This window comes from Streptomyces sp. NBC_01260 (assembly GCF_036226405.1).
Classification (GTDB): domain Bacteria; phylum Actinomycetota; class Actinomycetes; order Streptomycetales; family Streptomycetaceae; genus Streptomyces; species Streptomyces laculatispora.
In genome coordinates, this window is the sequence record NZ_CP108464.1 from 2,819,513 (window position 1) to 2,843,516 (window position 24,004).

General features: G+C 70.2%; 24 protein-coding genes. 11 read left to right on the plus strand and 13 right to left on the minus strand.

All coding sequences use genetic code 11. The features are described from left to right. The first annotated feature begins 221 nt into the window (after window positions 1–221). From OG322_RS12095 to OG322_RS12115, 5 genes are all read left to right on the plus strand, one after another. Window positions 222–1,193 carry an SPFH domain-containing protein gene (locus OG322_RS12095; RefSeq protein ID WP_123461349.1) on the plus strand — a complete coding sequence of 324 codons (972 nt, stop codon included), beginning with the start codon at window positions 222–224 and terminating at the stop codon, window positions 1,191–1,193. Further along, window positions 1,190–1,432, plus strand: coding sequence for a hypothetical protein (locus OG322_RS12100; RefSeq protein ID WP_123461348.1), 243 nt, complete (start codon window positions 1,190–1,192; stop codon window positions 1,430–1,432). The genes OG322_RS12095 and OG322_RS12100 overlap by 4 nt, the downstream gene beginning before the upstream one ends. Window positions 1,433–1,542: 110 nt before the next feature. Next, window positions 1,543–2,067, plus strand: coding sequence for a PadR family transcriptional regulator (locus OG322_RS12105; protein WP_123461347.1), 525 nt, complete (start codon window positions 1,543–1,545; stop codon window positions 2,065–2,067). After that, window positions 2,064–2,750, plus strand: coding sequence for an ABC transporter ATP-binding protein (locus OG322_RS12110; RefSeq protein ID WP_124284929.1), 687 nt, complete (start codon window positions 2,064–2,066; stop codon window positions 2,748–2,750). The genes OG322_RS12105 and OG322_RS12110 overlap by 4 nt, the downstream gene beginning before the upstream one ends. Further along, window positions 2,747–5,143 carry an ABC transporter permease gene (locus tag OG322_RS12115; RefSeq protein ID WP_329306395.1) on the plus strand — a complete coding sequence of 799 codons (2,397 nt, stop codon included), beginning with the start codon at window positions 2,747–2,749 and terminating at the stop codon, window positions 5,141–5,143. Before OG322_RS12110 ends, OG322_RS12115 begins: the two co-directional genes overlap by 4 nt. 22 nt (window positions 5,144–5,165) lie before the next feature. Here OG322_RS12115 and OG322_RS12120 read toward each other — a convergent pair whose 3' ends face one another. Continuing rightward, the gene (locus tag OG322_RS12120; RefSeq protein ID WP_123461344.1) at window positions 5,166–6,131 is read right to left on the minus strand and encodes a hydrogen peroxide-inducible genes activator; all 966 of its coding nucleotides are present in this window, start codon (window positions 6,129–6,131) and stop codon (window positions 5,166–5,168) included. Window positions 6,132–6,263: 132 nt separating this feature from the next. Between OG322_RS12120 and OG322_RS12125 the strand changes: the two genes are divergently transcribed. Next, on the plus strand, window positions 6,264–6,818 hold the full coding sequence (locus OG322_RS12125; protein ID WP_123461343.1) for a peroxiredoxin: 555 nt from the start codon (window positions 6,264–6,266) through the stop codon (window positions 6,816–6,818). Between the two features lie 12 nt (window positions 6,819–6,830). Continuing rightward, complete coding sequence (locus OG322_RS12130) at window positions 6,831–7,364, plus strand: alkyl hydroperoxide reductase (protein ID WP_123461342.1); 534 nt, start codon at window positions 6,831–6,833, stop codon at window positions 7,362–7,364. Between the two features lie 74 nt (window positions 7,365–7,438). Here the strand turns inward: OG322_RS12130 and OG322_RS12135 are convergent, their stop codons facing one another. The 4 genes from OG322_RS12135 to OG322_RS12150 all read right to left on the minus strand — a co-directional run bounded on the left by OG322_RS12135 (window position 7,439) and on the right by OG322_RS12150 (window position 12,637). Then, complete coding sequence (locus OG322_RS12135) at window positions 7,439–8,839, minus strand: AI-2E family transporter (protein WP_123461341.1); 1,401 nt, start codon at window positions 8,837–8,839, stop codon at window positions 7,439–7,441. A gap of 136 nt (window positions 8,840–8,975) precedes the next feature. After that, entirely contained in the window at window positions 8,976–9,689 is a 714-nt protein-coding gene (locus OG322_RS12140; RefSeq protein ID WP_123461340.1) for a transglycosylase SLT domain-containing protein, read from the minus strand. Between the two features lie 390 nt (window positions 9,690–10,079). Continuing rightward, entirely contained in the window at window positions 10,080–11,402 is a 1,323-nt protein-coding gene (locus OG322_RS12145) for a PhoH family protein (RefSeq protein WP_123461339.1), read from the minus strand. A gap of 473 nt (window positions 11,403–11,875) precedes the next feature. Continuing rightward, window positions 11,876–12,637 carry an isoprenyl transferase gene (locus OG322_RS12150; RefSeq protein WP_123462424.1) on the minus strand — a complete coding sequence of 254 codons (762 nt, stop codon included), beginning with the start codon at window positions 12,635–12,637 and terminating at the stop codon, window positions 11,876–11,878. 190 nt (window positions 12,638–12,827) lie between these two features. Here OG322_RS12150 and mgrA point away from each other — a divergent pair, with 190 nt between their 5' ends. Further along, the gene (gene mgrA / locus OG322_RS12155; protein WP_123461338.1) at window positions 12,828–13,868 is read left to right on the plus strand and encodes an L-glyceraldehyde 3-phosphate reductase; all 1,041 of its coding nucleotides are present in this window, start codon (window positions 12,828–12,830) and stop codon (window positions 13,866–13,868) included. A gap of 339 nt (window positions 13,869–14,207) precedes the next feature. Here the strand turns inward: mgrA and OG322_RS12160 are convergent, their stop codons facing one another. The 3 genes from OG322_RS12160 to OG322_RS12170 all read right to left on the minus strand — a co-directional run bounded on the left by OG322_RS12160 (window position 14,208) and on the right by OG322_RS12170 (window position 16,549). Then, window positions 14,208–14,666 (minus strand): hypothetical protein, encoded by a 459-nt coding sequence (locus tag OG322_RS12160; protein ID WP_123461337.1) that lies wholly within the window; start codon window positions 14,664–14,666, stop codon window positions 14,208–14,210. A gap of 69 nt (window positions 14,667–14,735) precedes the next feature. Beyond that, window positions 14,736–15,548, minus strand: a complete 813-nt coding sequence (locus OG322_RS12165) for a class I SAM-dependent methyltransferase (protein ID WP_124284926.1) — start codon at window positions 15,546–15,548, stop codon at window positions 14,736–14,738. 107 nt (window positions 15,549–15,655) lie between these two features. Then, on the minus strand, window positions 15,656–16,549 hold the full coding sequence (locus OG322_RS12170; protein ID WP_329306396.1) for a prepilin peptidase: 894 nt from the start codon (window positions 16,547–16,549) through the stop codon (window positions 15,656–15,658). Window positions 16,550–16,652: 103 nt separating this feature from the next. Here OG322_RS12170 and OG322_RS12175 point away from each other — a divergent pair, with 103 nt between their 5' ends. The 3 genes from OG322_RS12175 (at window position 16,653) to OG322_RS12185 (ending at window position 19,064) form a co-directional block, all read left to right on the plus strand. Continuing rightward, window positions 16,653–17,036 (plus strand): DUF192 domain-containing protein, encoded by a 384-nt coding sequence (locus OG322_RS12175; RefSeq protein ID WP_123462422.1) that lies wholly within the window; start codon window positions 16,653–16,655, stop codon window positions 17,034–17,036. Between the two features lie 262 nt (window positions 17,037–17,298). Then, complete coding sequence (locus tag OG322_RS12180) at window positions 17,299–18,651, plus strand: Hint domain-containing protein (RefSeq protein WP_148085526.1); 1,353 nt, start codon at window positions 17,299–17,301, stop codon at window positions 18,649–18,651. After that, complete coding sequence (locus OG322_RS12185; protein WP_123461333.1) at window positions 18,648–19,064, plus strand: DUF6188 family protein; 417 nt, start codon at window positions 18,648–18,650, stop codon at window positions 19,062–19,064. The genes OG322_RS12180 and OG322_RS12185 overlap by 4 nt, the downstream gene beginning before the upstream one ends. Window positions 19,065–19,253: 189 nt before the next feature. On the opposite strand, the gene OG322_RS12190 is transcribed toward OG322_RS12185, so the two are convergent. The 5 genes from OG322_RS12190 to OG322_RS12210 form a co-directional block, all read right to left on the minus strand. Next, entirely contained in the window at window positions 19,254–20,027 is a 774-nt protein-coding gene (locus OG322_RS12190; RefSeq protein ID WP_329306397.1) for a hypothetical protein, read from the minus strand. Between the two features lie 107 nt (window positions 20,028–20,134). Beyond that, window positions 20,135–21,340 (minus strand): glycosyltransferase family 39 protein, encoded by a 1,206-nt coding sequence (locus tag OG322_RS12195; RefSeq protein WP_124284923.1) that lies wholly within the window; start codon window positions 21,338–21,340, stop codon window positions 20,135–20,137. Between the two features lie 147 nt (window positions 21,341–21,487). Next, the gene (locus OG322_RS12200) at window positions 21,488–21,880 is read right to left on the minus strand and encodes a hypothetical protein (protein ID WP_329306398.1); all 393 of its coding nucleotides are present in this window, start codon (window positions 21,878–21,880) and stop codon (window positions 21,488–21,490) included. Further along, window positions 21,877–22,332 (minus strand): hypothetical protein, encoded by a 456-nt coding sequence (locus OG322_RS12205; RefSeq protein WP_266411073.1) that lies wholly within the window; start codon window positions 22,330–22,332, stop codon window positions 21,877–21,879. The genes OG322_RS12200 and OG322_RS12205 overlap by 4 nt, the downstream gene beginning before the upstream one ends. Next, complete coding sequence (locus OG322_RS12210) at window positions 22,329–23,891, minus strand: polymorphic toxin-type HINT domain-containing protein (RefSeq protein WP_329306399.1); 1,563 nt, start codon at window positions 23,889–23,891, stop codon at window positions 22,329–22,331. The genes OG322_RS12205 and OG322_RS12210 overlap by 4 nt, the downstream gene beginning before the upstream one ends. Window positions 23,892–24,004: the final 113 nt, after the last annotated feature.

Genomic DNA, 24,004 nt, shown 5'->3' on the forward strand with positions numbered 1-24,004 from the left:
GCTGTGTTGCTCCCGTTTCTCTGCTCGACCGGATCAGCTCGGACCTGCCAGCTAACACCGTTGGCAAGGACAGAAAGCCAACGATCCACCCTTTTCCGGACGTGACAATCAGCACCTGTCTTCAAGGGAACCGACTCACGAGGGGTGCGCAAGGTTGCCACATCGGTTAATGTGTAATCACATTGCTAGCGCTGAGCTAGCCCGTACAAACGGGGGATTCCATGACCGATCCACAGGTTCCGACCACTCCCGCCGCACCGTCGGCCGACCTCACGCCGGACGCGCCGCAGATGCCGGAACCGCAGGTCCGCGAGACGACGGCGCACAGCATCGCGGGCGGCATCGGCCTGCTGCTGACGGTGATAGGGGTGATCGTCGGCGTCGGACTGGCCATCGTCGGCGGCGTCGTCGGGTCGAACGGGAACAACGGCGTCGGCATCCCCGTCTGCATCCTCGGGGTGCTGCTCGCCATCGCCTCGTTCTTCTGCATGGGCGGTGTGAAGATGGTCGCACCGGGCGAGGCCCGGGTCATCCAGCTCTTCGGCCGGTACGTGGGCACGATCCGCTCCGACGGTCTGCGCTGGATCAACCCGCTGACCTCCAGCCGCAAGATCTCCACCCGGGTCCGCAACCACGAGACCGCGGTCCTCAAGGTCAACGACGCCTACGGCAACCCGATCGAGCTGGCCGCGATCGTCGTCTGGAAGGTCGAGGACACCGCACAGGCCCTCTTCGAGGTCGACGACTTCCTGGAGTTCGTCGCCACCCAGACCGAGGCGGCCGTCCGGCACATCGCGATCGAGTACCCCTACGACGCCCATGACGAGGGCGGCCTCTCGCTGCGGGGCAACGCCGAGGAGATCACCGAGAAGCTGGCCGTGGAGCTGACCGCACGGGTGCAGGCCGCGGGGGTACGGATCATCGAGTCGCGCTTCAGCCACCTCGCGTACGCCCCCGAGATCGCCTCCGCGATGCTCCAGCGCCAGCAGGCCGGCGCCGTGGTCGCGGCGCGGCAGCAGATAGTGGAGGGCGCCGTCGGCATGGTCGAGATGGCGCTCACCCGGATCGCCGAGCAGGACATCGTCGAGCTCGACGCGGAACGGAAGGCGACCATGGTGAGCAATCTGATGGTGGTGCTGTGCGGTGACCGCGCGGTGCAGCCGGTCCTCAACACGGGCACGCTCTACCAGTGACCGAGGAGACGCCGCGGCGCAGGCCGCCGAAGCCGCAGCAGCGCAAGCAGATGCTGCTGCGGCTGGACCCCGCGGTGCACGACGCACTGGCGCGCTGGGCCTCGGACGAGCTGCGCAGCGCGAACGCGCAGATCGAGTTCCTGCTGCGGCGGGCGCTCGCGGAGGCGGGGCGGCTGCCGGGCGGGGCGGCGCCGATCCCGCGCCGGGGGCGGCCGCCGAAGGCTCCCGGGCCGGAATGACCTCCCGGGGGCCCGCCCCGGAGAGTCACCCGTGGGCCCGGCCCCGGGCCCACGGAGGACGGCACAGCCGGTATACACACCAGGTATACACGCCGTGTACAGTGCTCCGCATGTCTATCGGCCACACCCTGCTCGGGCTCCTTGAGTCCGGTCCCCGCCACGGTTACGACCTGAAGCGGACCTTCGACGAGAAGTTCGGTCACGACCGCCCGCTGCACTACGGACAGGTCTACTCGACCATGTCCCGGCTCCTCAAGAACGGCCTCGTCGAGGTCGACGGTGTGGAGACCGGCGGCGGTCCCGAGCGCAAGCGCTACGCCATCACCGACGCCGGCGTCACCGATGTCGCCACCTGGCTGGCGCAGCCCGAGAAGCCGGAGCCGTACCTCCAGTCGACCCTGTACACCAAGGTCGTCCTGGCGATGCTCACCGGCCGCAGCGCCGCCGACGTGCTGGACGCCCAGCGCTCCGAGCACCTGCGCCTGATGCGCATCCTCACCGACCGCAAGCGCCGGGGCGACCTCGCCGACCAGCTGATCTGCGACCACGCCCTGTTCCACCTCGAAGCGGATCTGCGCTGGCTGGAACTGACCGCCGCACGGCTCGACAAGCTCGCCGAGGTGGTGGCCCCGTGACCCCCGCCGGCTCCCTGCTCACCGCCCACGACCTGTACAAGACCTACGGGTCGACCCCCGCGCTCGACGGCGCCTCGTTCTCCGTCCACCCCGGCGAGGTCGTCGCCGTGATGGGCCCCTCCGGCTCCGGCAAGTCCACCCTGCTGCACTGCCTCGCCGGGATCATCACGCCCGACTCCGGCACCATCACCTACGCCGGCCGCGAGCTGTCCGCGATGTCCGACGCCGAGCGCAGCGCCCTGCGCCGCAGCGAGTTCGGCTTCGTGTTCCAGTTCGGCCAGCTGGTCCCCGAGCTGACCTGCGTGGAGAACGTGGCCCTGCCGCTCCGGCTGAACGGCACCCGGCGCAAGGCCGCCGAGCGCACCGCCCTGGAGTGGATGGAGCGCCTGGAGGTCGAGGACCTCGGTGCCAAGCGCCCCGGCGAGGTGTCCGGCGGCCAGGGCCAGCGCGTCGCCGTGGCCCGCGCACTGGCCGCCTCCCCGAAGGTGATCTTCGCGGACGAGCCGACCGGCGCCCTGGACTCCCTCAACGGCGAGCGCGTCATGCAGCTGCTCACCGAGACGGCCAGGTCCGCCAACGTCGCCGTGGTCCTGGTGACCCACGAGGCCCGGGTCGCCGCCTACTCCGACCGCGATGTCACCGTCCGCGACGGCCGGGCCCGCGACCTGGAGCACGCCGCATGACGCTGCTCGACGAGAAGAGGCCCCCGGCCGGCCCGGTGCCTCCTCCGGGACCCCCCTCCCGCACCGCTCCCTGGCTGCGCGATCTCGCGCTCGGCATCCGGTTCGCCGCCGGGGGCGGCCGCGAGGGCTGGACCCGCACGCTGCTCACCGCCGTCGGTGTGGGACTCGGCGTGGCGCTGCTGCTCACCGCGGCTTCCGTGCCGCACATGCTCGACGAACGGTCCGCCCGGGACCAGGCCCGCTCCGAGACCAAGATCTCCGACTCCCCCGACGCCTCGGCGAAGAAGTCGGACAGCACGGTCCTGCGGATAGAGGCGAGCACCGAGTTCCGCGACCGCTCCATCACGGGTTTCCTCATGCGCGCGGACGGCGGCCACCCGGTCGTCCCTCCGGGCATCGCCGCCTTCCCCGCCCCCGGCGAGATGGCGGTCTCCCCCGCGCTCGGGAAACTCCTCGACGCCCCGGAGAACGCGCTGCTCAAGGAGCGGCTGCCGTACAAGGTGACCGGCACGATCACGGAGGCGGGGCTGCGCTCGCCCGGCGAGCTCTGGTTCTACGCCGGCAGCGACACCCTGACCAGCGCGTCGGGCGGCCACCGGATCGCCGGATACGGCGACCCCGGACCGTCCGATCCGCTGCCGCCGATGCTCATCGTGCTGGTCATCATGATCTGTGTGGTGCTGCTCGCCCCCGTGGCCATCTTCATCGCCACCGCCGTGCGCTTCGGAGGCGACCGCCGCGACCGCCGGCTCGCCGCCCTGCGCCTGGTCGGCACGGACATCCGGATGACCCGCCGGATCGCGGCCGGTGAGGCGCTCTTCGGCTCGGTGCTCGGCCTCCTCATCGGAGTGGCCCTGTTCCTGACCGGGCGCCGGTTCGTCGGCCATGTCGAGGTCTGGGACGCCAGCGCCTTCCCCTCCGACCTGGCCCCCGACGCCCGGCTGTGTGCGCTGATCGCCCTCGCGGTTCCGCTCACCGCGGTGCTCGTCACCCTGGGTGCCATGCGGTCCGTGGTGATCGAGCCGCTCGGCGTCGTACGCAACAGCCGCGGCGGCAGGCGCCGCCTCTGGTGGCGGCTGCTGCTGCCGGTCGCGGGGCTCGCGGTCTTCGGAATCACCGGCAAGTTCGAGGCGTACGGACCCGTCAACCCGTACCCGATCGCCGGAGGCGCGGTGCTGGTCCTGGTCGGGCTGGCCCTCCTCCTGCCCTGGCTGGTCGAGGCCTGCGTCAACCGGCTGCGCGGCGGCCCGGTCCCCTGGCAGCTGGCCACCCGCCGGCTCCAGCTGAGCAGCGGTACCGCCGCCCGCGCGGTCAGCGGCGTCACCGTCGCCGTGGCCGGTGCGGTGGCCCTGCAGATGCTGTTCGCCGCGATGAACGACGACTTCAACAAGGTCACCGGGCAGGACCCGTTCCGCGCCCAGTTCTACGCCCACTCCGAGATCGTCAGGGGCGACGCCGCCATGCACTCGATCAAGGAGTTCCGCGCCACCAAGGGCGTCACCCAGGTCATCGGCACGGTCGAGGCGTACGCGACCAAGCCGGGAACGTACACGGACGACGAGATCCAGCCCACCACCTCGTTCACCATCGGGGACTGCGCGACCCTGCGCGAGCTCGCCCGGATCCCGTCCTGCCGGGACGGCGACACCTTCGTCTCCCACCCCGCCGACAAGGGGCAGGCCGGCTGGGTCGACCAGACCGCCCGCAAGGGCAAGGTGATCGAGTTCGACACCTACGGCCGGGGCAAGCCGCTGCACTGGACGCTGCCGGCCGACTCCCGGACCGTCAGGGCCCGGACCGACCCGATGGGCGAGGAACACTCGGGCATCCTGGTCACGCCCGGGGCGATCGACGCACAGACCCTGCCGGGAGCCTCGACCGTCTCGCAGATCCGCATCGACGAAGACGTCCCGGACGCCGCCGAGTACGTACGCAACACGGCTGCGCGGCTCGACCCCGGTATGCGCCTGGCCACCATCAACTCGGTCGAGCGCGACCGGCAGTACGCGAGCATCCAGACCGGTCTGCAGGTCGGCGCGACCGCCACTCTGCTGCTGATCGCCGCGTCCATGCTGGTCTCCCAGCTGGAGCAGCTGCGTGAGCGCAAACGGCTGCTGTCGGTCCTGGTCGCCTTCGGCACCCGCCGGACCACGCTCGGCTGGTCGGTGCTGTGGCAGACCGCCGTCCCGGTGGTCATCGGGCTCTCGGTGGCCGTGGCGGGCGGCCTCGCCCTCGGTGCCACCCTGTGCTGGATGGTCGACAAGGCGGTGACCGGCTGGTGGCTGTTCCTGCCGATGGTGGGCGCGGGGGCGGCCCTCATCCTCCTGGTGACCCTGTGCTCCCTGCCGCCGCTGTGGCGCATGATGCGCTCGGACGGGCTGCGCAGCGAGTGAGACCGGCCGGCCGGACCTGTGCTCAGGTCCGGCCGGCCGTCGCCACCCGTACCGGAAGCGTCGCCATCGCCCCGCGCAACGCCTCGGCGAACTCCTCGAACTCCTCGTGCCGGGCCGCCCCCGTCCGCATCCCCAGCGCCACCCGCCGGGCGGGCGCCGGATGCGCGAAGTACCCGGTGGTCAGCGCCTCGTTGCGGGCGGTCTCGACCGTGACCGCGGTGCGCGGCAGCAGCGTCACCCCGAGTCCGCCGGCCACGAGCTGCACCAGGGTGGAGAGCCCGGCCGCGGTCGTGGTGACCGGCGCGCCCTCGGTACGTCCCGCCTCCCGGCAGATGTCGAGCGCCTGGTCGCGCAGGCAGTGCCCCTCGTCCAGGAGCAGCAGCGGCAGCTCGCGCAGCGCCTCGCGCGGGATGTCGGCCCGGCCGCCGAGCCAGTGGCTGCGCTCCATCACCAGCACGAAGTCCTCCTCGAAGAGCGGGAGTTCACTCACCCCGGGCACTCCGAGGGGCACCGCGAGCAGCAGCAGATCGAGCCGCCCGGCAGCCAGCCCCTCCAGCAGCGAGGACGTCTGCTCCTCGTGCACCTGGAGGTCGAGGTCCGGATAGCGCTCATGGACCAGCCGCAGCACGGTCGGCAGCAGGTACGGGGCGACGGTAGGGATCACGCCGAGCCTGAGCACCCCGGTGAAGGGCGCCCGCACCGCCTCGGCCTCCTCCATCAGCTCACCGACGGCCTCCAGCACGGCGCGGGCCCGCACCGCGAGCCGCTCCCCGGCGGGCGAGAGCAGCACCTTACGCGTCGTACGCTCGATGAGCTGGACACCCAGTGCCTCCTCCAGCGCCGACACGGCCCCGGAGAGCGCGGGCTGACTCATCCCGATTGCTGCCGCCGCGTCCCGGAAGTGCAGATGTTCCGCCACCGCCGTGAAGGCGCGCAGCTGCGAGAGGCTGGGCTGTTTGGGCCGATTGCCCTGGTATATCTGCGCCACTGATAGGCACCTCCGATCATCACGACCGAGTGTAGCTATTTCCGTGATCAATGCACTCTGTGCCAAGGTGGAGGTCGTCCAACCCTCAGGAACTCCCCCAAAAAGGGAATTCCTACGCTGCAAGGAGAACGCGTGCTCACTGTCGGTGACAAGTTTCCCGAGTTCGATCTGACCGCCTGCGTTTCGCTGGAGAGCGGCAAGGAGTTCGAGCAGATCAACCACAAGACCTACGAGGGTCAGTGGAAGATCGTCTTCGCGTGGCCGAAGGACTTCACCTTCGTGTGCCCCACCGAGATCGCCGCCTTCGGCAAGCTGAACGAGGAGTTCGCCGACCGCGACGCCCAGATCCTCGGCTTCTCCGGTGACTCCGAGTTCGTGCACCACGCCTGGCGCAAGGACCACCCGGACCTCACCGACCTGCCGTTCCCGATGCTGGCCGACTCCAAGCACGAGCTCATGCGGGACCTCGGCATCGAGGGCGAGGACGGCTTCGCGCAGCGCGCCGTCTTCATCGTCGACCAGAACAACGAGATCCAGTTCACGATGGTGACCGCCGGTTCCGTGGGCCGTAACCCCAAGGAGGTCCTGCGGGTCCTCGACGCCCTGCAGACCGACGAGCTGTGCCCCTGCAACTGGACCAAGGGCGAGACGACCCTGGACCCGGTCGCGCTCCTCTCGGGCGAGTGAGCTGACACCCACATGGCACTCGACGAACTGAAGGCCGCCGTTCCGGACTTCGCCAAGGACCTGAAGCTGAACCTCGGTTCGGTCATCGGGAACAGCGAACTGCCGCAGCAGCAGCTCTGGGGCACCGTCCTCGCCTGCGCGATCGCCTCGCGCTCGCCGAAGGTGCTGCGTGAGCTGGAGCCGGAGGCGAAGGCCAACCTCTCCGCGGAGGCGTACACCGCCGCGAAGTCGGCCGCCGCCATCATGGCGATGAACAACGTCTTCTACCGGACCCGGCACCTGCTGTCGGACCCCGAGTACGGGACACTCCGTGCGGGCCTGCGGATGAACGTGATCGGCAAGCCGGGCGTGGAGAAGGTCGACTTCGAGCTGTGGTCGCTCGCCGTCTCCGCGATCAACGGCTGCGGCCAGTGCCTGGACTCCCACGAGCAGGTGCTGCGCAAGGCCGGCGTGGACCGTGAGACCATTCAGGAAGCCGTCAAGATCGCCTCGGTGATCCAGGCGGTCGGCGTGACCCTCGAAGCCGAGGCAGTCCTCGCCGAGTAACACCAGCAGTACCCAGGTACGAGAAGGGCCCCGAGGACGACCGACCGTCCACGGGGCCCTTCTTCTGTGTCCGCTCAGGGTTCCTTCGGCGCGTCCGCCACCGGCTCCTCGTCGCTGCCGTCGTCGATCTCGTCCGGCGGCGATCCGGGCGCCGGGGTCGGCGCCGCGTCCAGTGCGGTCGCCCCGTGCGGCGGCGGCGCATGGCGCTGGGACTCCTCCTGCCCGTACGACCGCAGGTAGCCGACCACGGTATTGGTCACCGCGACCAGCGGCACCGCGACGACCGCACCCCCGATGCCCGCGATCATGCCGCCCGCGGCGACCGAGAGCACCACGGCCAGCGGGTGCACGCGCACCGCGCGGCCCAGGATGAACGGCTGCAGGATGTGGCCCTCGATCTGCTGCACCGCCAGGACCACCACCAGCACCATCAGCGCGGTGAACACGCCCTCGGTGACGAGCGCGACCACGACGGCCAGTGCCCCGGAGACCACCGCTCCGACGAGCGGGATGAAGGCGAAGAGGAAGATGAAGACGGCCAGCGGTACGGCCATCGGCACATTGAGGAAGTAGATCCCGAGGCCGATGAAGATCGCGTCGATCAGCGCGACTATGACCGTGCCCCGCACATAGGCGGTCAGCGTCCGCCAGGCACGCGGACCGGCTCCGGCGACACCCGGCCGCGCCTGGGCGGGCACGAGCTTCAGCACCCAGTGCCAGATGCGTTTGCCGTCGTACAGCAGGAAGAGCGTGGAGAACATCGCCAGCAGCATCCCGGTGAGGAGCTCCACCATCACCGTGACGCCCTGGAGTCCGGCGGAGGTTATGGCCTCGGTGTTGGTGCCGACGGTGTCGCTGAGGTTCTTCGCGATGTCGTTGATCTGCTGGTCGGTGACATGGAACGGGCTGTCCAGCAGCCAGTTCTTCAGATCCTCGATACCCGTCCGCACCTTGTCGGAGAGGGTGTCGATGTTGTCCATCACCTGCCAGACCACGAACCAGCCGACCAGGCCCATGATCACGAAGCCCAGGACCGCGGTGACGGCGGTGGCCAGTCCGCGCGGCAGTCCGTACCGCCTCAGCCGGGCGACCGTCGGCTGGAGCATCGCGGTGACGAGCAGCGCGGCGACGAAGGCCAGCACCACCAACTGCACCGCGCTGATGACCCGCATGAGCACCCAGAGGGTGCCCGCGAGCACGAGCAGCCGCCAGCCGGCCTCGGCGGCGACCCGCATCCCCCAGGGGATCGCGGCTACCGGATCGGGGCGCGCGGCGACCGAGGGGGCGTACGCGGGCGGCGGCGGCACATGATCGGCGGCAGCGCCCCCCGGCTCGGTGCGGGCCGTCGCCGACGAACCCTCGCGTGCCGCCTTGTCGTCCTCGTCGTCCGCCTCGACGCGGCGTTCCTCCAGGCGCTCACCCATCCTGGTCAGTTCAGCACCCAGTTGTCCGAGCCATCCCGGCAGTTTTGACATAACGGTTCCTCTACCCCCGTCCGCACTCCCCACCGCTCCCCCCGGGAACGGTCCCGCACGACCGTACATGCGCGAAGCCCCCCACCGTAGGACGGAGGGGGGCTTCGTGAGGTTGAGAACTGAACCTCGGAAGGTTCTAGTACCAGCTGTTGGCCTGCCAGAAGGACCAGGCACCGCACGGGCTGCCGTAGCGGCTGTCCATGTAGTTGAGGCCCCACTTGATCTGGGTGGCCGGGTTGGTCTGCCAGTCGGCACCGGCGGACGCCATCTTCGAGCCGGGCAGCGCCTGCACGAGGCCGTAGGCACCGGAAGACGGGTTGCTCGCCCGGTAGTTCCAGGTCGACTCGTGGTTCACGATGTTGCTGAAGCACTGGAACTGGTCGCCAGGAATCATCTGACGGGCCATCGCCTGAACCTCGGACACGGAGTACGAGCCCTGGGTGGCGAAGGCGGAGGCACTGCGGACCTCGGAACGGCTGGCACGCTCGGCCGCGTCCTTCTTGTCCTGCTCGGCCTTCCGCTCCTTCGCCAGCTGGTCCTCGGCCGCCTGCTTCTTCGACTTGGCGTCCTTGGCAGCCTGGATGCGGGCCGACTCCTCAGCGGACTTCTTCGCCGTCGCGTCGGCCGCGGACGCCTGGGCGTCGGCCTGCTGCGTCAGGGAAGCGGTCTGCACCTGGGCCTGCTGGCCCGCGGGGATGTCGGCGAGCAGCGTGGTGTCGGCTGCGGTGGCCTCGAAGTTGTTGTCGCCGACAGCAGGAGTGCTGCCCGCTGCAACTCCTACGACGGCGCCTACGGTGGTTACAGCTGTGGCAGATGCCACGGCGAACCCCCGGACCGAGATCCGGCTCACACGGTGTCCTTCCAGCATCGCCCGCTTAGGTGACCTCGCGGGCGCAATCGTGCCCCTGACGCTGGCCTCCCTACTGCTTGGGTCACGGGAGGCACGGGCCCGGTGGGCGACTCCCCGGAGGGAACGCCGCGTGGTGCTCGCGGGCGGCATACGGACGGCGGCTGTTGAGTTGTGTGCTGCGTTGCACCTCTGGAGGTGCGGGTGTGCCGTATGCGGGGCCTGACGGAAGCAAGACTCTGCCGGAACGGGACGCCGGGAAGCAATTCTCTGTTGCGTGTGAAAGCTCACACCTCGTTTGGAGCAAGTGAATTACGGAAATGGCACCGCAACACAGTGCCGCCCGGCTAAGCTGCTTCGCTCGCCGGGCGGCACCAACTGTCCTATCCCCTGTCAGATGTGGCCTTCCTCCAGCATTTCGGTCACCAGCGCGGCGATGGGGGAGCGCTCGGACCGGGTGAGCGTGATGTGCGCGAAGAGCGGATGGCCCTTCAGCTTCTCGACCACGGCGACCACTCCGTCGTACCGGCCGACCCGGAGGTTGTCCCGCTGGGCCACGTCATGCGTGAGCACCACCCGGGAATTCGCCCCGATCCGGGACAACACGGTCAGCAGGACGTTCCGTTCGAGCGACTGGGCCTCGTCGACGATCACGAAGGCGTCGTGGAGCGACCGGCCCCGGATGTGGGTGAGCGGCAGCACCTCCAGCATCCCGCGCCCCAGGACCTCCTCGATGACCTCGCGCCCGGCGACCGCCGAGAGCGTGTCGAAGACGGCCTGCGCCCAGGGGCCCATCTTCTCGGCCTCGGAACCGGGCAGATAGCCGAGATCCTGCCCGCCGACCGCGTACAGCGGCCGGAAGACCATCACCTTCTTGTGCTGCCCCCGCTCCAGCACGGCCTCCAGACCGGCGCAGAGCGCCAGTGCGGATTTACCGGTGCCGGCCCGGCCGCCGAGCGAGACGATGCCGACGTCCTGGTCCAGCAGCAGATCCAGGGCGATGCGCTGCTCGGCGCTGCGTCCGTGGATACCGAAGGCCTCCCGGTCGCCGCGGACGAGCCGGACATCGCCCTCCGGCGTCACCCGGCCGAGCGCCTTGCCGCGCTCGGACTGGAGGACCAGACCGGTGTGCACGGGCAGATCGGCGGCCTCGGGGACGTACAGCGTCTCCTCTCCGAAGAGCAGGTCCACCTGTTCGGCGGAGAGCGGCAGTTCGCCCATCCCCATCCAGCCCGAATCGGTGATGGCGAGTTCGGCGCGGTACTCCTCGGCGAGGAGGCCGACCGATGACGCCTTGATGCGCAGCGGCAGGTCCTTGGAGACGACCGTGACGTCGTACCCCTCGGCCTGGAGATTGCGCGCGACCGCGAGAATCCGTGAGTCGTTGTCCCCCAACCGGTAGCCGGCGGGCAGTACGCCGGGATCGGAATGGTTGAGTTCGACGCGCAGCGTCCCGCCCAGATCCCCGAGCGGGATCGGGGCATCCAGCCGGCCGTACCGGACCCGGAAGTCGTCCAGCAGGCGCAGGGCCTGCCGGGCGAAGTACCCGAGCTCCGGATGGTGCCGTTTGGCCTCCAGTTCCGTGACCACGACGATCGGGAGCACGACTTCGTGCTCGTCGAACCGGGACATGGCGTTCGGATCGGCCAGCAGGACGCTGGTGTCGAGAACATAGGTGCGCCTGTCGGGCATGCGGCGCTTTGTGCTGGTCACCACGGAAGGACGTACCCCCTCGGACGAGGTTGGGGTGCGACGACGTCGCGGAGCATCCCAAAGGGAGAGGACGGACCGGGCTTCGGCCACCTTGCACGGGCCGAGCGCCGGCCCTCGACGTCAGCCGCACTGTATGTACGGTCCTTCGTGTGCAAAGGGCCTCCCGGGCGAGCGGACTCCATGCCGCTCACTTGGTGACGACATCCGCCTGGTTTCTGACCGGACGTCGACCTGTCAGGGGTATTCCCTCGAACACGCGAAGCCATGCCGCCCGAGCCGCTCAAGCCCGTCCGGCATTGAGGACGCAACCGGTAGGACAGTGGGCGGCGGCCCGTCGGGCGGGTTCGGGCACACCACCCGAACGGCCCCTTCCCCGGCCGCAGGGCGGGCCTGAAAAGGACGCGGCCCGCCCGGACACGCGGGGCGGGCCGGAGAGGCCGGGCCCGGACACGCCGGGCGGTCCGGAAGGGCTGTCGTCAGCCGCCGTAGCGGCGGTGGCGGGCCGCGTAGTCACGCAGGGCCCGCAGGAAGTCGACCCGGCGGAAGGCCGGCCAGAAGACCTCGCAGAAGTAGTACTCGGAGTGCGCGCTCTGCCAGAGCATGAAGCCCGACAGGCGCTGCTCCCCGCTGGTCCGGATCACCAGGTCCGGGTCGGGCTGGCCCCGGGTGTAGAGGTGCTCGGAGATCAGGTCGGTGGAGACGATCTCCGCCAGGTCCTCGAAGGACGTGCCCTTCGAGGAGTGGTCGAGCAGCAGGGACCGCACCGCGTCGGCGATCTCCTGGCGGCCGCCGTAGCCGACGGCGACGTTGACCAGTATTCCGTCGACCCCGACCGTGTCCTGCTCGGCCTCCTTGAGGACCGTCTGGGTGTGCGCGGGCAGCAGGTCGAGCGTGCCGACGTGGTGGACCCGCCACCGGCCGTCCGCGACGAGGTCGCGCACGGTGTTCTCGATGATGCCGAGGAGCGGGATGAGCTCCGACTCGGGCCGGTCGAAGTTGTCCGTGGACAGCATCCAGAGGGTGACGACTTCGACGTCGGTCTCGCTGCACCAGCCGAGGAGTTCCTTGATCTTGTCCGCACCCGCTTGGTGCCCCTCCGCGGCGGTGCCGCCGGACGCCTTCGCCCAGCGCCGGTTCCCGTCGAGGATGACACCGATGTGCTTGGGCACCTGGGCGTGATCGAGGCGGGCCTCCACCCGGCGGGCGTAGAGCCCGTACACCAGGTCGCGCAAGTTCACTGAGTCCACCTCTCGGTTCCGTGCGGGCCCGCCCGCCGCCTCGCCCGGGGCTGACCCCCTGGGGATCGTCGCACCGGTAGAGGGCCGATCGCCCCGCCGTGCCGTGGCAGTCCCGAAGCCGCCACATTACTGCGCAGGCGCCGCACCGGCCCAACCCGGCCTGTCACAAGTCCGTGATAAAGAGGGAAACGTGACTGAATCCTCTTCCTCTTATCTGGCCGCAGGGTCGCGCTACGACTCCATGGAGTACCGGCGCACCGGCCGCAGCGGCCTCAAGCTCCCGGCCGTCTCCCTCGGCCTCTGGCACAACTTCGGCGACGACCGCGCGCTCGACTCGCAGCGCGCCATCCTGCGCCGCGCCTTCGACCTCGGCGTGACGCATTTCGACCTGGCCAACAACTACGGCCCGCCGCCCGGCTCCGCCGAGCTCAACTTCGGGAAGCTCTTCCGGCAGGACTTCGCCCCGTACCGAGACGAGCTGGTGATCTCCACCAAGGCCGGGTACGACATGCACCCCGGTCCCTACGGCGAGTGGGGCTCGCGCAAGTACCTGCTGTCGTCGCTCGACGCCTCCCTCAAGCGGATGGGCCTCGACCACGTCGACATCTTCTACTCGCACCGCTTCGACCCGGACACCCCGCTGGAGGAGACGATGGGGGCCCTGGCCTCCGCCGTGCGGCAGGGCAAGGCGCTGTACGTCGGGGTGTCCTCGTACAACTCCGAGCAGACCGCCGAGGCGGCCCGGCTGCTCAAGGAGATGGGGGTGCCGGCCCTGATCCACCAGCCGTCCTACTCGATGATCAACCGCTGGACCGAGGACGACGGCCTGCTGGACACGCTGGAGGCGGCCGGCATGGGCTGCATCTCCTTCGTGCCGCTCGCCCAGGGGCTGCTGACCAATAAGTACCTGAAGGGCATTCCGGCGGGTTCGCGCGCCACCCAGGGCAAGTCCCTCAACCCGGACCTGCTCTCGGACGAGGTGGTGCGCCGGCTCAACGGGCTGAACGACATCGCGCACCGGCGTGGCCAGTCGCTGGCCCAGCTGGCCCTCAACTGGGCGCTGCGCGACAGCCGTATGACGTCGGCCCTGATCGGCGCGTCGAGTGTGGAGCAGCTGGAGGAGAACGTCGCGGCGCTGGCCGGTCCGGCGCTGTCCGCAGGGGAGCTGAAGGAGATCGACACCTTCGCCGTGGACACCGCGGGAACCAATATCTGGGCCGGACGGGCCTGACGGGCCTCACCTCGGCGGGTGCCGCGCCCCCGTTCGCGCCGGGGCACAAAAAAAACGGGCCGGTCCGTGGGGGGGGGTTACGGACCGGCCCGAGGGGGGGTTTCCACCATAACCCTTCGTAAGTGATGCTGCGTGCATCGCCGCCGAATAATTACTCTCCGGATGTGCGGGACTCCGTTGTGAGCACGGAATCCGGGGCTCCGCAGCCCTTGGACCTGCACGGACGCCCGGGGGTGTCGCCTTGACGCCGAAAGCGTCCACGAGACGTGCACAGGACGTGCACATTCCGGCTGCGGGCGGCCGCCGGCGGGGTCCGCACCCCCCGGCCGCCGCCTGCCGTCAGGTCGCCGACGCCGCGCCCCGGTGGCCCCGGGTGAACCTGATTCCCACGGTGTCGCCGCCGATGACCACGAAACGGCCGCCCTCGCAGCGGATGACGGCCTCGTGGACCTCACCCCGCTCGTCCCGGCGCTCCTCGGTGCTCAGCACCGTCCAGCCGCCCTCGGGCGGCTGCGGCAGATTCGCCATCGTGGCGAACTCCCACTGCGCGGCCGGTACGCACCAGTCGGGCAGACGCGGCCAGGTACCGGCGCCCACGTGCAGGGTGCCGTCGGAGGCACAGGTGAGAAGCACCGACTGACTGTCGGACAGCAGGAATTCAACGGCCTCCGGCTCGCCCATCCGCCCCTCGGGGCGGTAGAAAACGCCGAGGACGCCCACGATCCGTGCGCCTCTGAGCCATTCGGAGTTCCCCTGCCGCGGGCTGCGCGTGGCTTCCTCGTCGCTGCCGACCCTCATGGCCTGCTCCTTCCCCGTGCGCTCAGCGACCAGAGTGCCATTCTTCGGGCGCGGGAAGGGCATACGGCCTCAGACCGGCCGCCCCGGTTTGCGGGCCTCGATCAGAAAGCGGGTGGTGTGTGCGACGAACGGCCCCTCGTCCTCGATCTGCTGGTGCAGCGCGGCGAGTTGCGGCCGGTACCGCTCGACGGTGAAGCCCGGCACCATCCAGATCACCTTGCGCAGGAAGTAGACGACGGCGCCGATGTCGAAGAACTCGGTACGCAGTCGCTCGGGCCTCAGGCCGACGACTTCGAGACCGGCCGCCTCGGCCGCCGCGCGCGCCTGTTCCGGGTCGCGTCCGCCACGTACCTCCGGCGGCTGCGGGCCGAGGAAGTACTCGACGAGTTCGAAGACGCTGGCGGGGCCGACCTGCTGCGAGAAGTACGTGCCGCCGGGCACCAGGACCCGGGCGATCTCGTCCCACCAGGTGGTCACCGGATGCCGGCTGACGACGAGGTCGAAGGCCGCGTCGCCGAACGGCAGCGGCGGCTCGTCCGCGTCCGCGACGACGGCCGCGCCGAGCGGGTGCAGCAGGGCGGTGGCGCGGGCGATGTTCGGCGGCCAGGACTCGGTGGCGACGGTCAGCGGCGGCAGCTTCGGCGCGGAGGCGAGCACCTCGCCCCCGCCGGTCTGGATGTCGAGCGCGGCGCTCGCCCGGCCCAGCCGCTCCCCCATGGCGCGGGCGTACCCCCAGGAGGGCCGTTCCTCGGTGGCCCGGCCGTCGAGCCAGGAGAAGTCCCAGCCGGCCACGGAGACGGTGTCCGCCTCGGTGACCAGGGCATCGAACCGGGCACGCCGGGCCGCCTCTGCCGCTTGCGTGTCTTCGGGTGTTCCGGGCATACGGAAATGGTCTCAGCCGGGCACCGCCGCGCGCGAGCGTAATAGGGCGAGGCAGGGCGGGGGCGGAAGACGGACGGGGACGGGCTCAGAGGCCGCCCGACAGCCTCTCAGGCGGCCAGGCCGCCGAAGAGGATTCCCAGCAGTGCACCGGCGATCATGAACGGGCCGAAGGGGATGCCCGTCTTGCGCCCGGCGCGGCGCATGATCATCAGCGCGAGACCGTACGCCGCACCGAACAGGAACCCGGCGAAGCCCCCGGCGAACACGACGGCCCAGCCGTACCAGCCGAGTGCCACGCCCAGCGAGAGCGCGAGCTTGACGTCGCCGAAGCCCATTCCGTTGGGGTTGATGAGGAAGAGCAGGAAGTAGAAGGCGCCGAGCGCGACGCCGCCGAGCAGGGCGGACAGCCAGGAGCCGCCGTGTTCCGGCAGCAGTACGGCAATGCCCAGGAGGACGGCGGCGGCTCCCGCGGCCGGCAGCGTCAGCTCGTCCGGCAGCCGGTGGACGCGGCGGTCGATGGCCGCGAGGAGCACGGCGACGGGGGCGAGCAGCAGCCACACGGCGAGTTCGGGGCGGGCCCCGGTGGTCGCGGCGACGGCGGCGCAGCCGAGGGCGGAGACGACGGGGACGAGGAGGGAGGGCGCGTAGCGCGGGCCGCCCCGGTACGGCGTCGGGGCGACTGCGGCCGAGTCCGTGCCGCTGTCCGCGCCCGTACCGATATCGGTGCCGGTGTCCGTGTTTGTCTCGACATCCGGGCCCGGCCGGGCGACTCCCGACCCGGTGGCCGTGTGCACGGCGACGGCCGCCCCCACCTCCGCGCAGGTAGTACAGCGCGTGGAGCCGAGCCAGCCGCGGCCCGGCCCGGTGAGGGCGTGGCCGGCTGGGCAGGCGTCCCGCCATGCGTCCTCGGGTTCGACGGAGAACCGGTAGGCAGCGCGCGGAACCAGCAGTCCGGTCGCGGCACCCCAGAGGGCGGCGACCCCTATCAGCATGGCGTACACGTCATCGACCCTAGGTGCCGGACGCACAGCGGTCATGGGCCCTGGGGCCCACTGCCCGCCGTTACGGGCCCAGAGGCCGTCACGTGGCGCTACCGTCATGGCCATGGCTCGATGGCGCAATGGCACAGGAACGCTGACGATCACGGACCCGGAGGGGGAACGGGAGACAGGGATACCGCTGCGGATCGCGGCCTCGTACCGTCACCGCAGCCGTGGGCTGCTCGGACAGGACGGCATCGACGGCGCGCTGCTGATCACGCCGTGCGGGAGTGTGCACTCCTTCCGCATGCGGTTCACGATCGATGTGGCCTACCTGGACCGGAAGTTGAACGTGGTGGCGGTCCACACGATGAAGCCGGGACGGCTGGGCCTCCCCCGGCTCCGGGCCCGGCACGTGATCGAGTCGGAGGCCGGTGCGATGGCGAAGTGGGGGCTGCGGCCGGGCGTGCGGGTGGGAATCACCCAGAGCGACGGGCCTCTCGGCTGAACGACCGCTGCTGAGACCGGAGATGGGGCCTGAGGGCCCAAGACACCCGGGTACCCCGGCGCCTAGTGTCGAAAACATGTCACAGCTGGGGGACGTCCGTCGGGTACGCCGAGTACATCGCAGGTTTCGGCATGCCGTGCCGCGGACGGATGTGCGGTTGTTGGGGTTGCGTGGTGGGCGTGGGCGTGGGCGCCGTGGCCGGGGTGGGCGGTGTGACCGGGGTCAGGGTGCGCTGGAGTATCTGGGTCTGGTCCTGGTGGTCGTGGCGATCGTCGGCGCGTTGGTCGCGACGGGGATCGGCGCTGATCTGTCGGAGAAGATCGGTGTTCAGGTCTGCCGGATCAGTGGCGGTGGCAACTGTGGCGGTGACGGCAACGCCGACGCGCAGGGCGGTGGTTCGAACAGCCCGGGCAACGGTGACCCGGCCTCCGACAAGAATCCGGACGGTTCGCAGAAGTCTCCGGCGCAGATCGAGTACGACAAGGCACTGAAGGGCCTTGAGGACGCGAAGAAGGACGAGAAGTCCAACGGTGACAAGGCGCTCGACGCGGCGAAGGAACTCGCGAAGATCCTCGCCGACGAGCTGGGCATCACCGACGCCCTGGACTGCATCACCAAGGGCGACATGGGTGCCTGCACCGAGACCCTGATCAACGTCCTGCTCAGCCTGATCGGCGGCGCGGTCGGGAAACTCGGGGCGAAGTACGGGGCGCCCTGGAAGTGGAAGAAAGCCTACAAGCTCATCAAGAGCCTGAAGAAGCACGGCGGCGACCTCTACGACGGCCTCAAGGGCCTCATCAAGAGCCGCAAGAAGGTCAAGGACGCCGAAAAGGCCCTGGAGAACGCCGGAAAGAAAGTCGACGGCGAGAAGAAGAGCCCACCCAAGAAGGACGACAAACCCGACGAGAAGAAGCCCGAGAAGCCGAACTGCCCGGTCAAGCACAGCTTCCCGGCAGGCACCCCGGTCCTCCTGGCCGACGGACGCACCGTGCCCATCGAGGCGGTCCGCCCCGGCGACCTGGTGACCGCAACCGACCCCTCCAGCGGCACGACCGCCGCGCGGCGCGTCGAGCGGGCCATCACCACCGAGGACGACAAGGACTTCACCCGGCTGACCTTCCGCACCCTCGGCGGGCCCGCGGTGATCACCGCGACCGACACCCACCCGTTCTGGATCACCGGGGAGCGGCGCTGGGCCGACGCGGGCGACATCACACCCGGCATGAAGCTGCGCACCCCCGACGGGTCCGTACTCGCCGTCGCCGGTGTCTCCCGCTACACCCAGCGCCAGACCACCCACGACCTCACCGTCAGTGGCATCCACACCTACTACGTGGTCGCCGGCGGGACGTCCGTGCTCGTCCACAACGACGACCCCTGCGGGATGGTGTCCAAGCCGAACGCCTTGTCGCAGAAGACTGGGTACACGGTCAAGCAGATCAAGGAGGCCATCCACAAGGTGAAGAACCAGGGTGGCTGGCGCGGCAACGGCGCCAACCGGAATCCGGACATGCTCATCGACCCGAATACCGGCGAGGTCTACCCGCAGATGCCCGACGGGTCCCCCGGTGACAGCATCGGTAACATCTTCGATCATCTTCCGGAGGAACCGTGAGCGAACCGTCCCTCGACAGCAGCGCGGACCGCTGGGTCCTGCGCGGTCTGAGATCCGCGCGGGTGCTGGGCGTCTTCGGCGCACCGGACGGCTCACGGCTCGACCTCACCCTGGACGGCGGGACCCGGCTCACGGTCGTCGGGCCCGTGCGGATCACGCACGGCCCGGCCACCGCACCCGAGCCGGTTGTCCTGCCGCCCGGGGAGGCCGGCGTGCTGAACGGCGCGACGGTGCTGTCCGCCGTCGCCTTCAGGAGCGGTTCGTTGCGTCTGGTGTTCAGTACCGGCCATCATCTGACCGTCCGCGGCAGCGATCCCGGTGTACGGGCCGAGCTGTGCCGGCCGGGAGAGTTCACCTGGGTGACGCAGCAGGGGGTCGGCCAACTGACGGAATCCGGTCCGGGTTCCGCGTAACGCCATCCGGTCTCGCTTCCGCGACACGGCAATGCGCTGCGGGCGGCCGCCCGAATGGACGGCCGCCCGAATAGGTTCCCTCGTCCGCATGAGAAGCGGTGGGCTGCCGGCCCGGTCGGGGGCCCGATCGCGGTATTCGGGCCCGCGGTGAGAGCCCGTGGACGACGCCACGTGCGCTCCCGCCCCGGGTCAGGGCAGCTTCGCGGCCTGGGCGGCGACCAGTTCGGCCGGGAGCTCAGGAGTCTTCGGGTCGATGAAGTTGGCCACGTAGAAGGTGACGACGGTCGATCCCGTCCGTACCAGCTGGAAGACCAGCGGCACCTTGTCCCCCTCGATGCCCCCGGTCACCTGGTAGGCGATGCTCTCCTGGCCCGCCCGGGGCAGGTTCAGCTGCTTGACCTGGGTGTACGAGGAGGGGCCGTCCTCACTCGATGTACGGAATCCGCCCTTGCAGGCCTGGACCGCGTCCCGGACACCGCGCATGAGCTGCTGCGCGGAACCGTCGGGGTGCGAGGTGAGGATCTCGGTGACGACGGTCTGGTCGTCCTTGCCCTCTTCGGACTTGTCCATGACGGTACGGAAGACGGTGGCGGTCGCGGCGGGTTCGGGGGCGCCGTTGATCACGGCGACCAGGGGCCGGCAGTCGTCGTTCTCGGACTTCTCGGTGCCGGTCTCGTCGCCGCCCTGCATCGGCGTGACCTCGTAGTCCGCCACCTCGCCGGTGGTCAGGGCGGCCTTGGCCAGCTCGGCCTTGCTGAGGACCTTGCCGCTGCTGGAGGGCGTCGAGGTGGGGGCGGCGGAGGCACTGGCGGCCGGGTCCGGGGTGTCCGTACCGCTCGGCTTCGCGGAGGTGGCGGCCGCCTTGCCGTCCTTCTCGGACTTGTCGTCGGAGGGGCCGCAGGCGACGGCCGCGAGGCAGAGCACTGCTGTGGTGGCCGCCATGGCTGCCGTACGTGCCTTCATTTTCTCCCCGTTCCTGCCCGGCGAACCGTTGCGCCGGCACTCATACCGCACGGACTCCGCACGCTAACAACTGATGCCCTGCGGATGCGTGGGTCCGTGGGCCCAACTCACGGCGGGCCGGAGCCGAGCAGCGTCCACGCACCGTACGCCGCCGAGGCCGCGGCGAGTACCGCGAGAACCGTCGCCGTGCGGACCGCGGAACGCAGCCGGAGCAGTGCGACGGCGGGCGGCAGCAGGAGCGGGAACGCGGGCATCATCAGCCGGGGCCGGGAGCCGAAGTACCCCGATCCGATGAGCGAGATGACGACGACGGCGATGCCGTAGACGAGTACGGGGAGCGGCTGGCGCTGCCGTACGCACAGGTACACCAGCGACCCCAGGCCCGCCAGCGCCGCGCACAGCCCGAGCGCCCCCGGCAGCGGAAGGCCGAGGATGAACGAGGCGAGGGCCACGCCCCCGTCGATGCTGTTGCCCCACTGCGCCTGGACGTCGAAGTAGGCGAACGGGCTGCCCTCGCGCACGGCGACGAAGACCACGTACGCGAGCCAGCCCAGCGGCGCGAGGATCACCCCTGCCAGCATCCGGCCGTTGCGACGGACGATGCCGTCGGTGGCGCCGGCCCGGTACTCGCGTACGAGGGTGGCGGCGGCGGTGATCGCGAGGGCGGCGATGAGCGCGGCGGCGGACGGCCGGGTCAGCCCGGCCAGTACGCACAGCGCACCGGCCACGATCCAGCGCCGGGTCAGCACGGCGTACAGCGACCAGGCGGCGAGCGCGGTGAACAGGGTCTCGGTGTACGCCATCGACTGGACGAACGCCGTCGGGTACACCCCCCACAGCGCGGCCAGCACCACCCCGGCCCGGCGCCCGTACAGCCGTGCGCCGACGGCGAAGATCCCCCAGGCGGCGAGGAGACCCGCCACCCACGCGACCAGCAGTCCGGCGCCCGCGAGCCCGAGCGGGGTCACTTCCGCGATGCCGCGCTCCAGTGCGGGCAGCAGCGGGAAGAACGCCAGGTCGGAGTGGATGGCGCCGTCCGCGAGCGTGACGGTGTACCCGTAGCCGTTCTCGGCGACCCGCTGGTACCAGACCGAGTCCCAGCGCTCACTGAGCAGATGCGGGGCGTCCTTCCCCGCGACGGACGCGGCCACCCAGAGGACGACGAGCCCGACGATTCGCACGGCCGCGTAGACACCGAGCACCGGCGCCGCCGAGGCCAGGGCGGCAGCGGCCCGGCCACGGACCGGCCGGTGCTCCGGGGGCCGCGGGTGCGGCCGGGAGCGGGTGGCCTGCGGGGAGGGTTCAGCGGACATACGGCCGATTATCTCCGTGCCGGGGTGCTCGCCGGTGGCCGCCCCGGGTCGGCCGCCGGCTCCTGCCGTGCCCGGCTCACCCGGCGGGGCGGATCCGCGCGGATTCCGCCGCCGGGCCGATCACCGGCTGTACGTCCGCGGTCCGGCTCACCGGCCCCGGCCCGAGGGCGGTGCGGCGAATCCGCGCCGGAGTCCGTGGGCGACCATCGCCGTGTGGTCGCGGTAGTGGCCGGTTCGCTCCATGAAGGCCTGTTCCGACGGGATGAGAGCGAGCAGGGTGACCAGGAGGGTGTGCGCCGCCCGCAGCCCGTCCTCCGTCATCGGAAGGCCGGCCTCGGCGGCCGCCACCGGATCCGCGGCGAAGAGCGCCGGCAGGCTCTCGCCGCACTCCCCCAGCACGAACTCCCGCTGCTCACGGTCGGGCATCGCCGTCTGGAACGCCTCGGTGCAGCGGCGCAGCAGTGCGAGCTGGTCGGACCCCGGCATCAGCAGCCAGCCCGTCCCGTCGTCCGCCCGCCGGCCCCGCAGACGCGCCCTCACCCGTGCTCCCCCTGTGTCATCCGCTGGTCCCTGAACCCCCATCGCAGCAGGCCGGCCATCCGGAGCACGGTCTCCCGGAAGTCGCCGACCCGCTCCACGAACTCCGGCTCCGGCCAGATCGTCGCGGCCGGGAGCGTCGTGAGGACCGCGTGGAGCGCGTGCAGCTGCTCGAAGGTGAGCGTGATGGGGCCGGGCACCGCGTCGTCGTACGAGAGCCCCAGCTGGAGCGGCCCGTCGAGGGACACCTCGACTGAACCCAGCACGAGCGCGCGCACGGCGGGGGACGTCTCGTCGTACGCGAGGGTGAGTACCGCCCGCCGGAGCAGATGGAACTGCCGCTCGGTCACGTCCAGCACGTACCGCGCGCCCGGACCGCCGCGGCCGCCAGGGCCGTCCGTACCGTCCCGCCGGATGCGGACCTCGGCCAGGGGATTCGACTCAGCCTGCGTCAATTGCGCTTCGCTCCTGCCGTGAACCGGGCCTTGAACGCCTCCTGCGACATCTTGTACCCGTGGATCATCGTGCCGTCCTTGACGATCACCACCCCATTCTCCCAGAGCGCGTCCACCTGGGCGCTCGGGTTGTTCGGGTCGGGCGGGTTGGCGTCGTGATGGGTGAACTTCCTGTCCTTGTACTTCGCCAGGTACTCGGCCATCTTCGTCGGGTCCCCGTCGGTGCCGGGAAGGACGTGGTCCTGTGCCCGCTTGACCCGCTTCGCCGCCTCGGCCGCCGTCTCGCCCGGCTTCGCCTCCCGCATGGTCTTGATGACCTGTGCCTGGTAGTCCACGCCGCGGGCCAGTTCGGGGCCGTACTTCGCGTCGATCTTGTCGTAGACCTTGTCCTTGATGCCGTAGTCCGGATCGGGGTCGTAGTCCGGGTTGTCGCAGGGGTCGTTGTTGTGGACCAGGGCGCTGCTCCGGACGCCCACTCCGACGTAGTAGCTGTGGATGCCGTCCACGGACAGGTCGTGCGTGGTGCGCCGGCCGGTGTACTCGCGGGCGGTGAGGACGCGCAGCGTCCCGCCGTCCGCCGTGCGCAGCGTGTCGCCCGGCCCGATGTCGCCCGCGTCCGTCCAGCGGTGACGGCCGGTGAGCCAGAACGGGTGGGTGTCGGTGGCGTCCAGCAGTGCCGTGCCGGATGCGGTCCGCACGGTCAGCCGGACGAAGGCCTTGTCCTCGTTCGTGGTGAAGGTCTGCGTGATCCGTCGGGCCTGGGTCAGGCCGCTGTACGGGTCCGTGGCCTCGACCCGGTCGCCGACACGCACCTGCTCGATGGCGATGCGACGGCCATCGGCGAGAAGCACCGGGGTGCCCGGCAGGAAGCTGTGCTTGACGGCGCAGGTGGGACGTTCGTCGTCGGGCTTCTTCTCGTCGGGTTTGTCGTCCTTCTTGGGTGGGCTCTTCTTCTCGCCGTCGACTTTCTTTCCGGCGTTCTCCAGGGCCTTTTCGGCGTCCTTGACCTTCTTGCGGCTCTTGATGAGGCCCTTGAGGCCGTCGTAGAGGTCGCCGCCGTGCTTCTTCAGGCTCTTGATGAGCTTGTAGGCCTTCTTCCACTTCCAGGGCGCCCCGTACTTCGCCCCGAGTTTCCCGACCGCGCCGCCGATCAGGCTGAGCAGGACGTTGATCAGGGTCTCGGTGCAGGCACCCATGTCGCCCTTGGTGATGCAGTCCAGGGCGTCGGTGATGCCCAGCTCGTCGGCGAGGATCTTCGCGAGTTCCTTCGCCGCGTCGAGCGCCTTGTCACCGTTGGACTTCTCGTCCTTCTTCGCGTCCTCAAGGCCCTTCAGTGCCTTGTCGTACTCGATCTGCGCCGGAGACTTCTGCGAACCGTCCGGATTCTTGTCGGAGGCCGGGTCACCGTTGCCCGGGCTGTTCGAACCACCGCCCTGCGCGTCGGCGTTGCCGTCACCGCCACAGTTGCCACCGCCACTGATCCGGCAGACCTGAACACCGATCTTCTCCGACAGATCAGCGCCGATCCCCGTCGCGACCAACGCGCCGACGATCGCCACGACCACCAGGACCAGACCCAGATACTCCAGCGCACCCTGACCCCGGTCACACCGCCCACCCCGGCCACGACGCCCACGCCCACGCCCACCACGCAACCCCAACAACCGCACAT

Excerpts from the sequence above, each read along its gene's own strand:
- OG322_RS12135 (WP_123461341.1), bottom strand. The coding sequence starts at position 8,839 with ATGTCAAAACTGCCGGGATGGCTCGGACAACTGGGTGCTGAACTGACC.
- OG322_RS12095 (WP_123461349.1), top strand. The coding sequence starts at position 222 with ATGACCGATCCACAGGTTCCGACCACTCCCGCCGCACCGTCGGCCGAC.
- OG322_RS12195 (WP_124284923.1), bottom strand. The coding sequence starts at position 21,340 with ATGTCCGCTGAACCCTCCCCGCAGGCCACCCGCTCCCGGCCGCACCCG.
- OG322_RS12160 (WP_123461337.1), bottom strand. The coding sequence starts at position 14,666 with ATGAGGGTCGGCAGCGACGAGGAAGCCACGCGCAGCCCGCGGCAGGGG.
- OG322_RS12190 (WP_329306397.1), bottom strand. The coding sequence starts at position 20,027 with ATGAAGGCACGTACGGCAGCCATGGCGGCCACCACAGCAGTGCTCTGC.
- OG322_RS12105 (WP_123461347.1), top strand. The coding sequence starts at position 1,543 with ATGTCTATCGGCCACACCCTGCTCGGGCTCCTTGAGTCCGGTCCCCGC.
- OG322_RS12165 (WP_124284926.1), bottom strand. The coding sequence starts at position 15,548 with ATGCCCGGAACACCCGAAGACACGCAAGCGGCAGAGGCGGCCCGGCGT.
- OG322_RS12115 (WP_329306395.1), top strand. The coding sequence starts at position 2,747 with ATGACGCTGCTCGACGAGAAGAGGCCCCCGGCCGGCCCGGTGCCTCCT.
- OG322_RS12175 (WP_123462422.1), top strand. The coding sequence starts at position 16,653 with ATGGCTCGATGGCGCAATGGCACAGGAACGCTGACGATCACGGACCCG.
- OG322_RS12130 (WP_123461342.1), top strand. The coding sequence starts at position 6,831 with ATGGCACTCGACGAACTGAAGGCCGCCGTTCCGGACTTCGCCAAGGAC.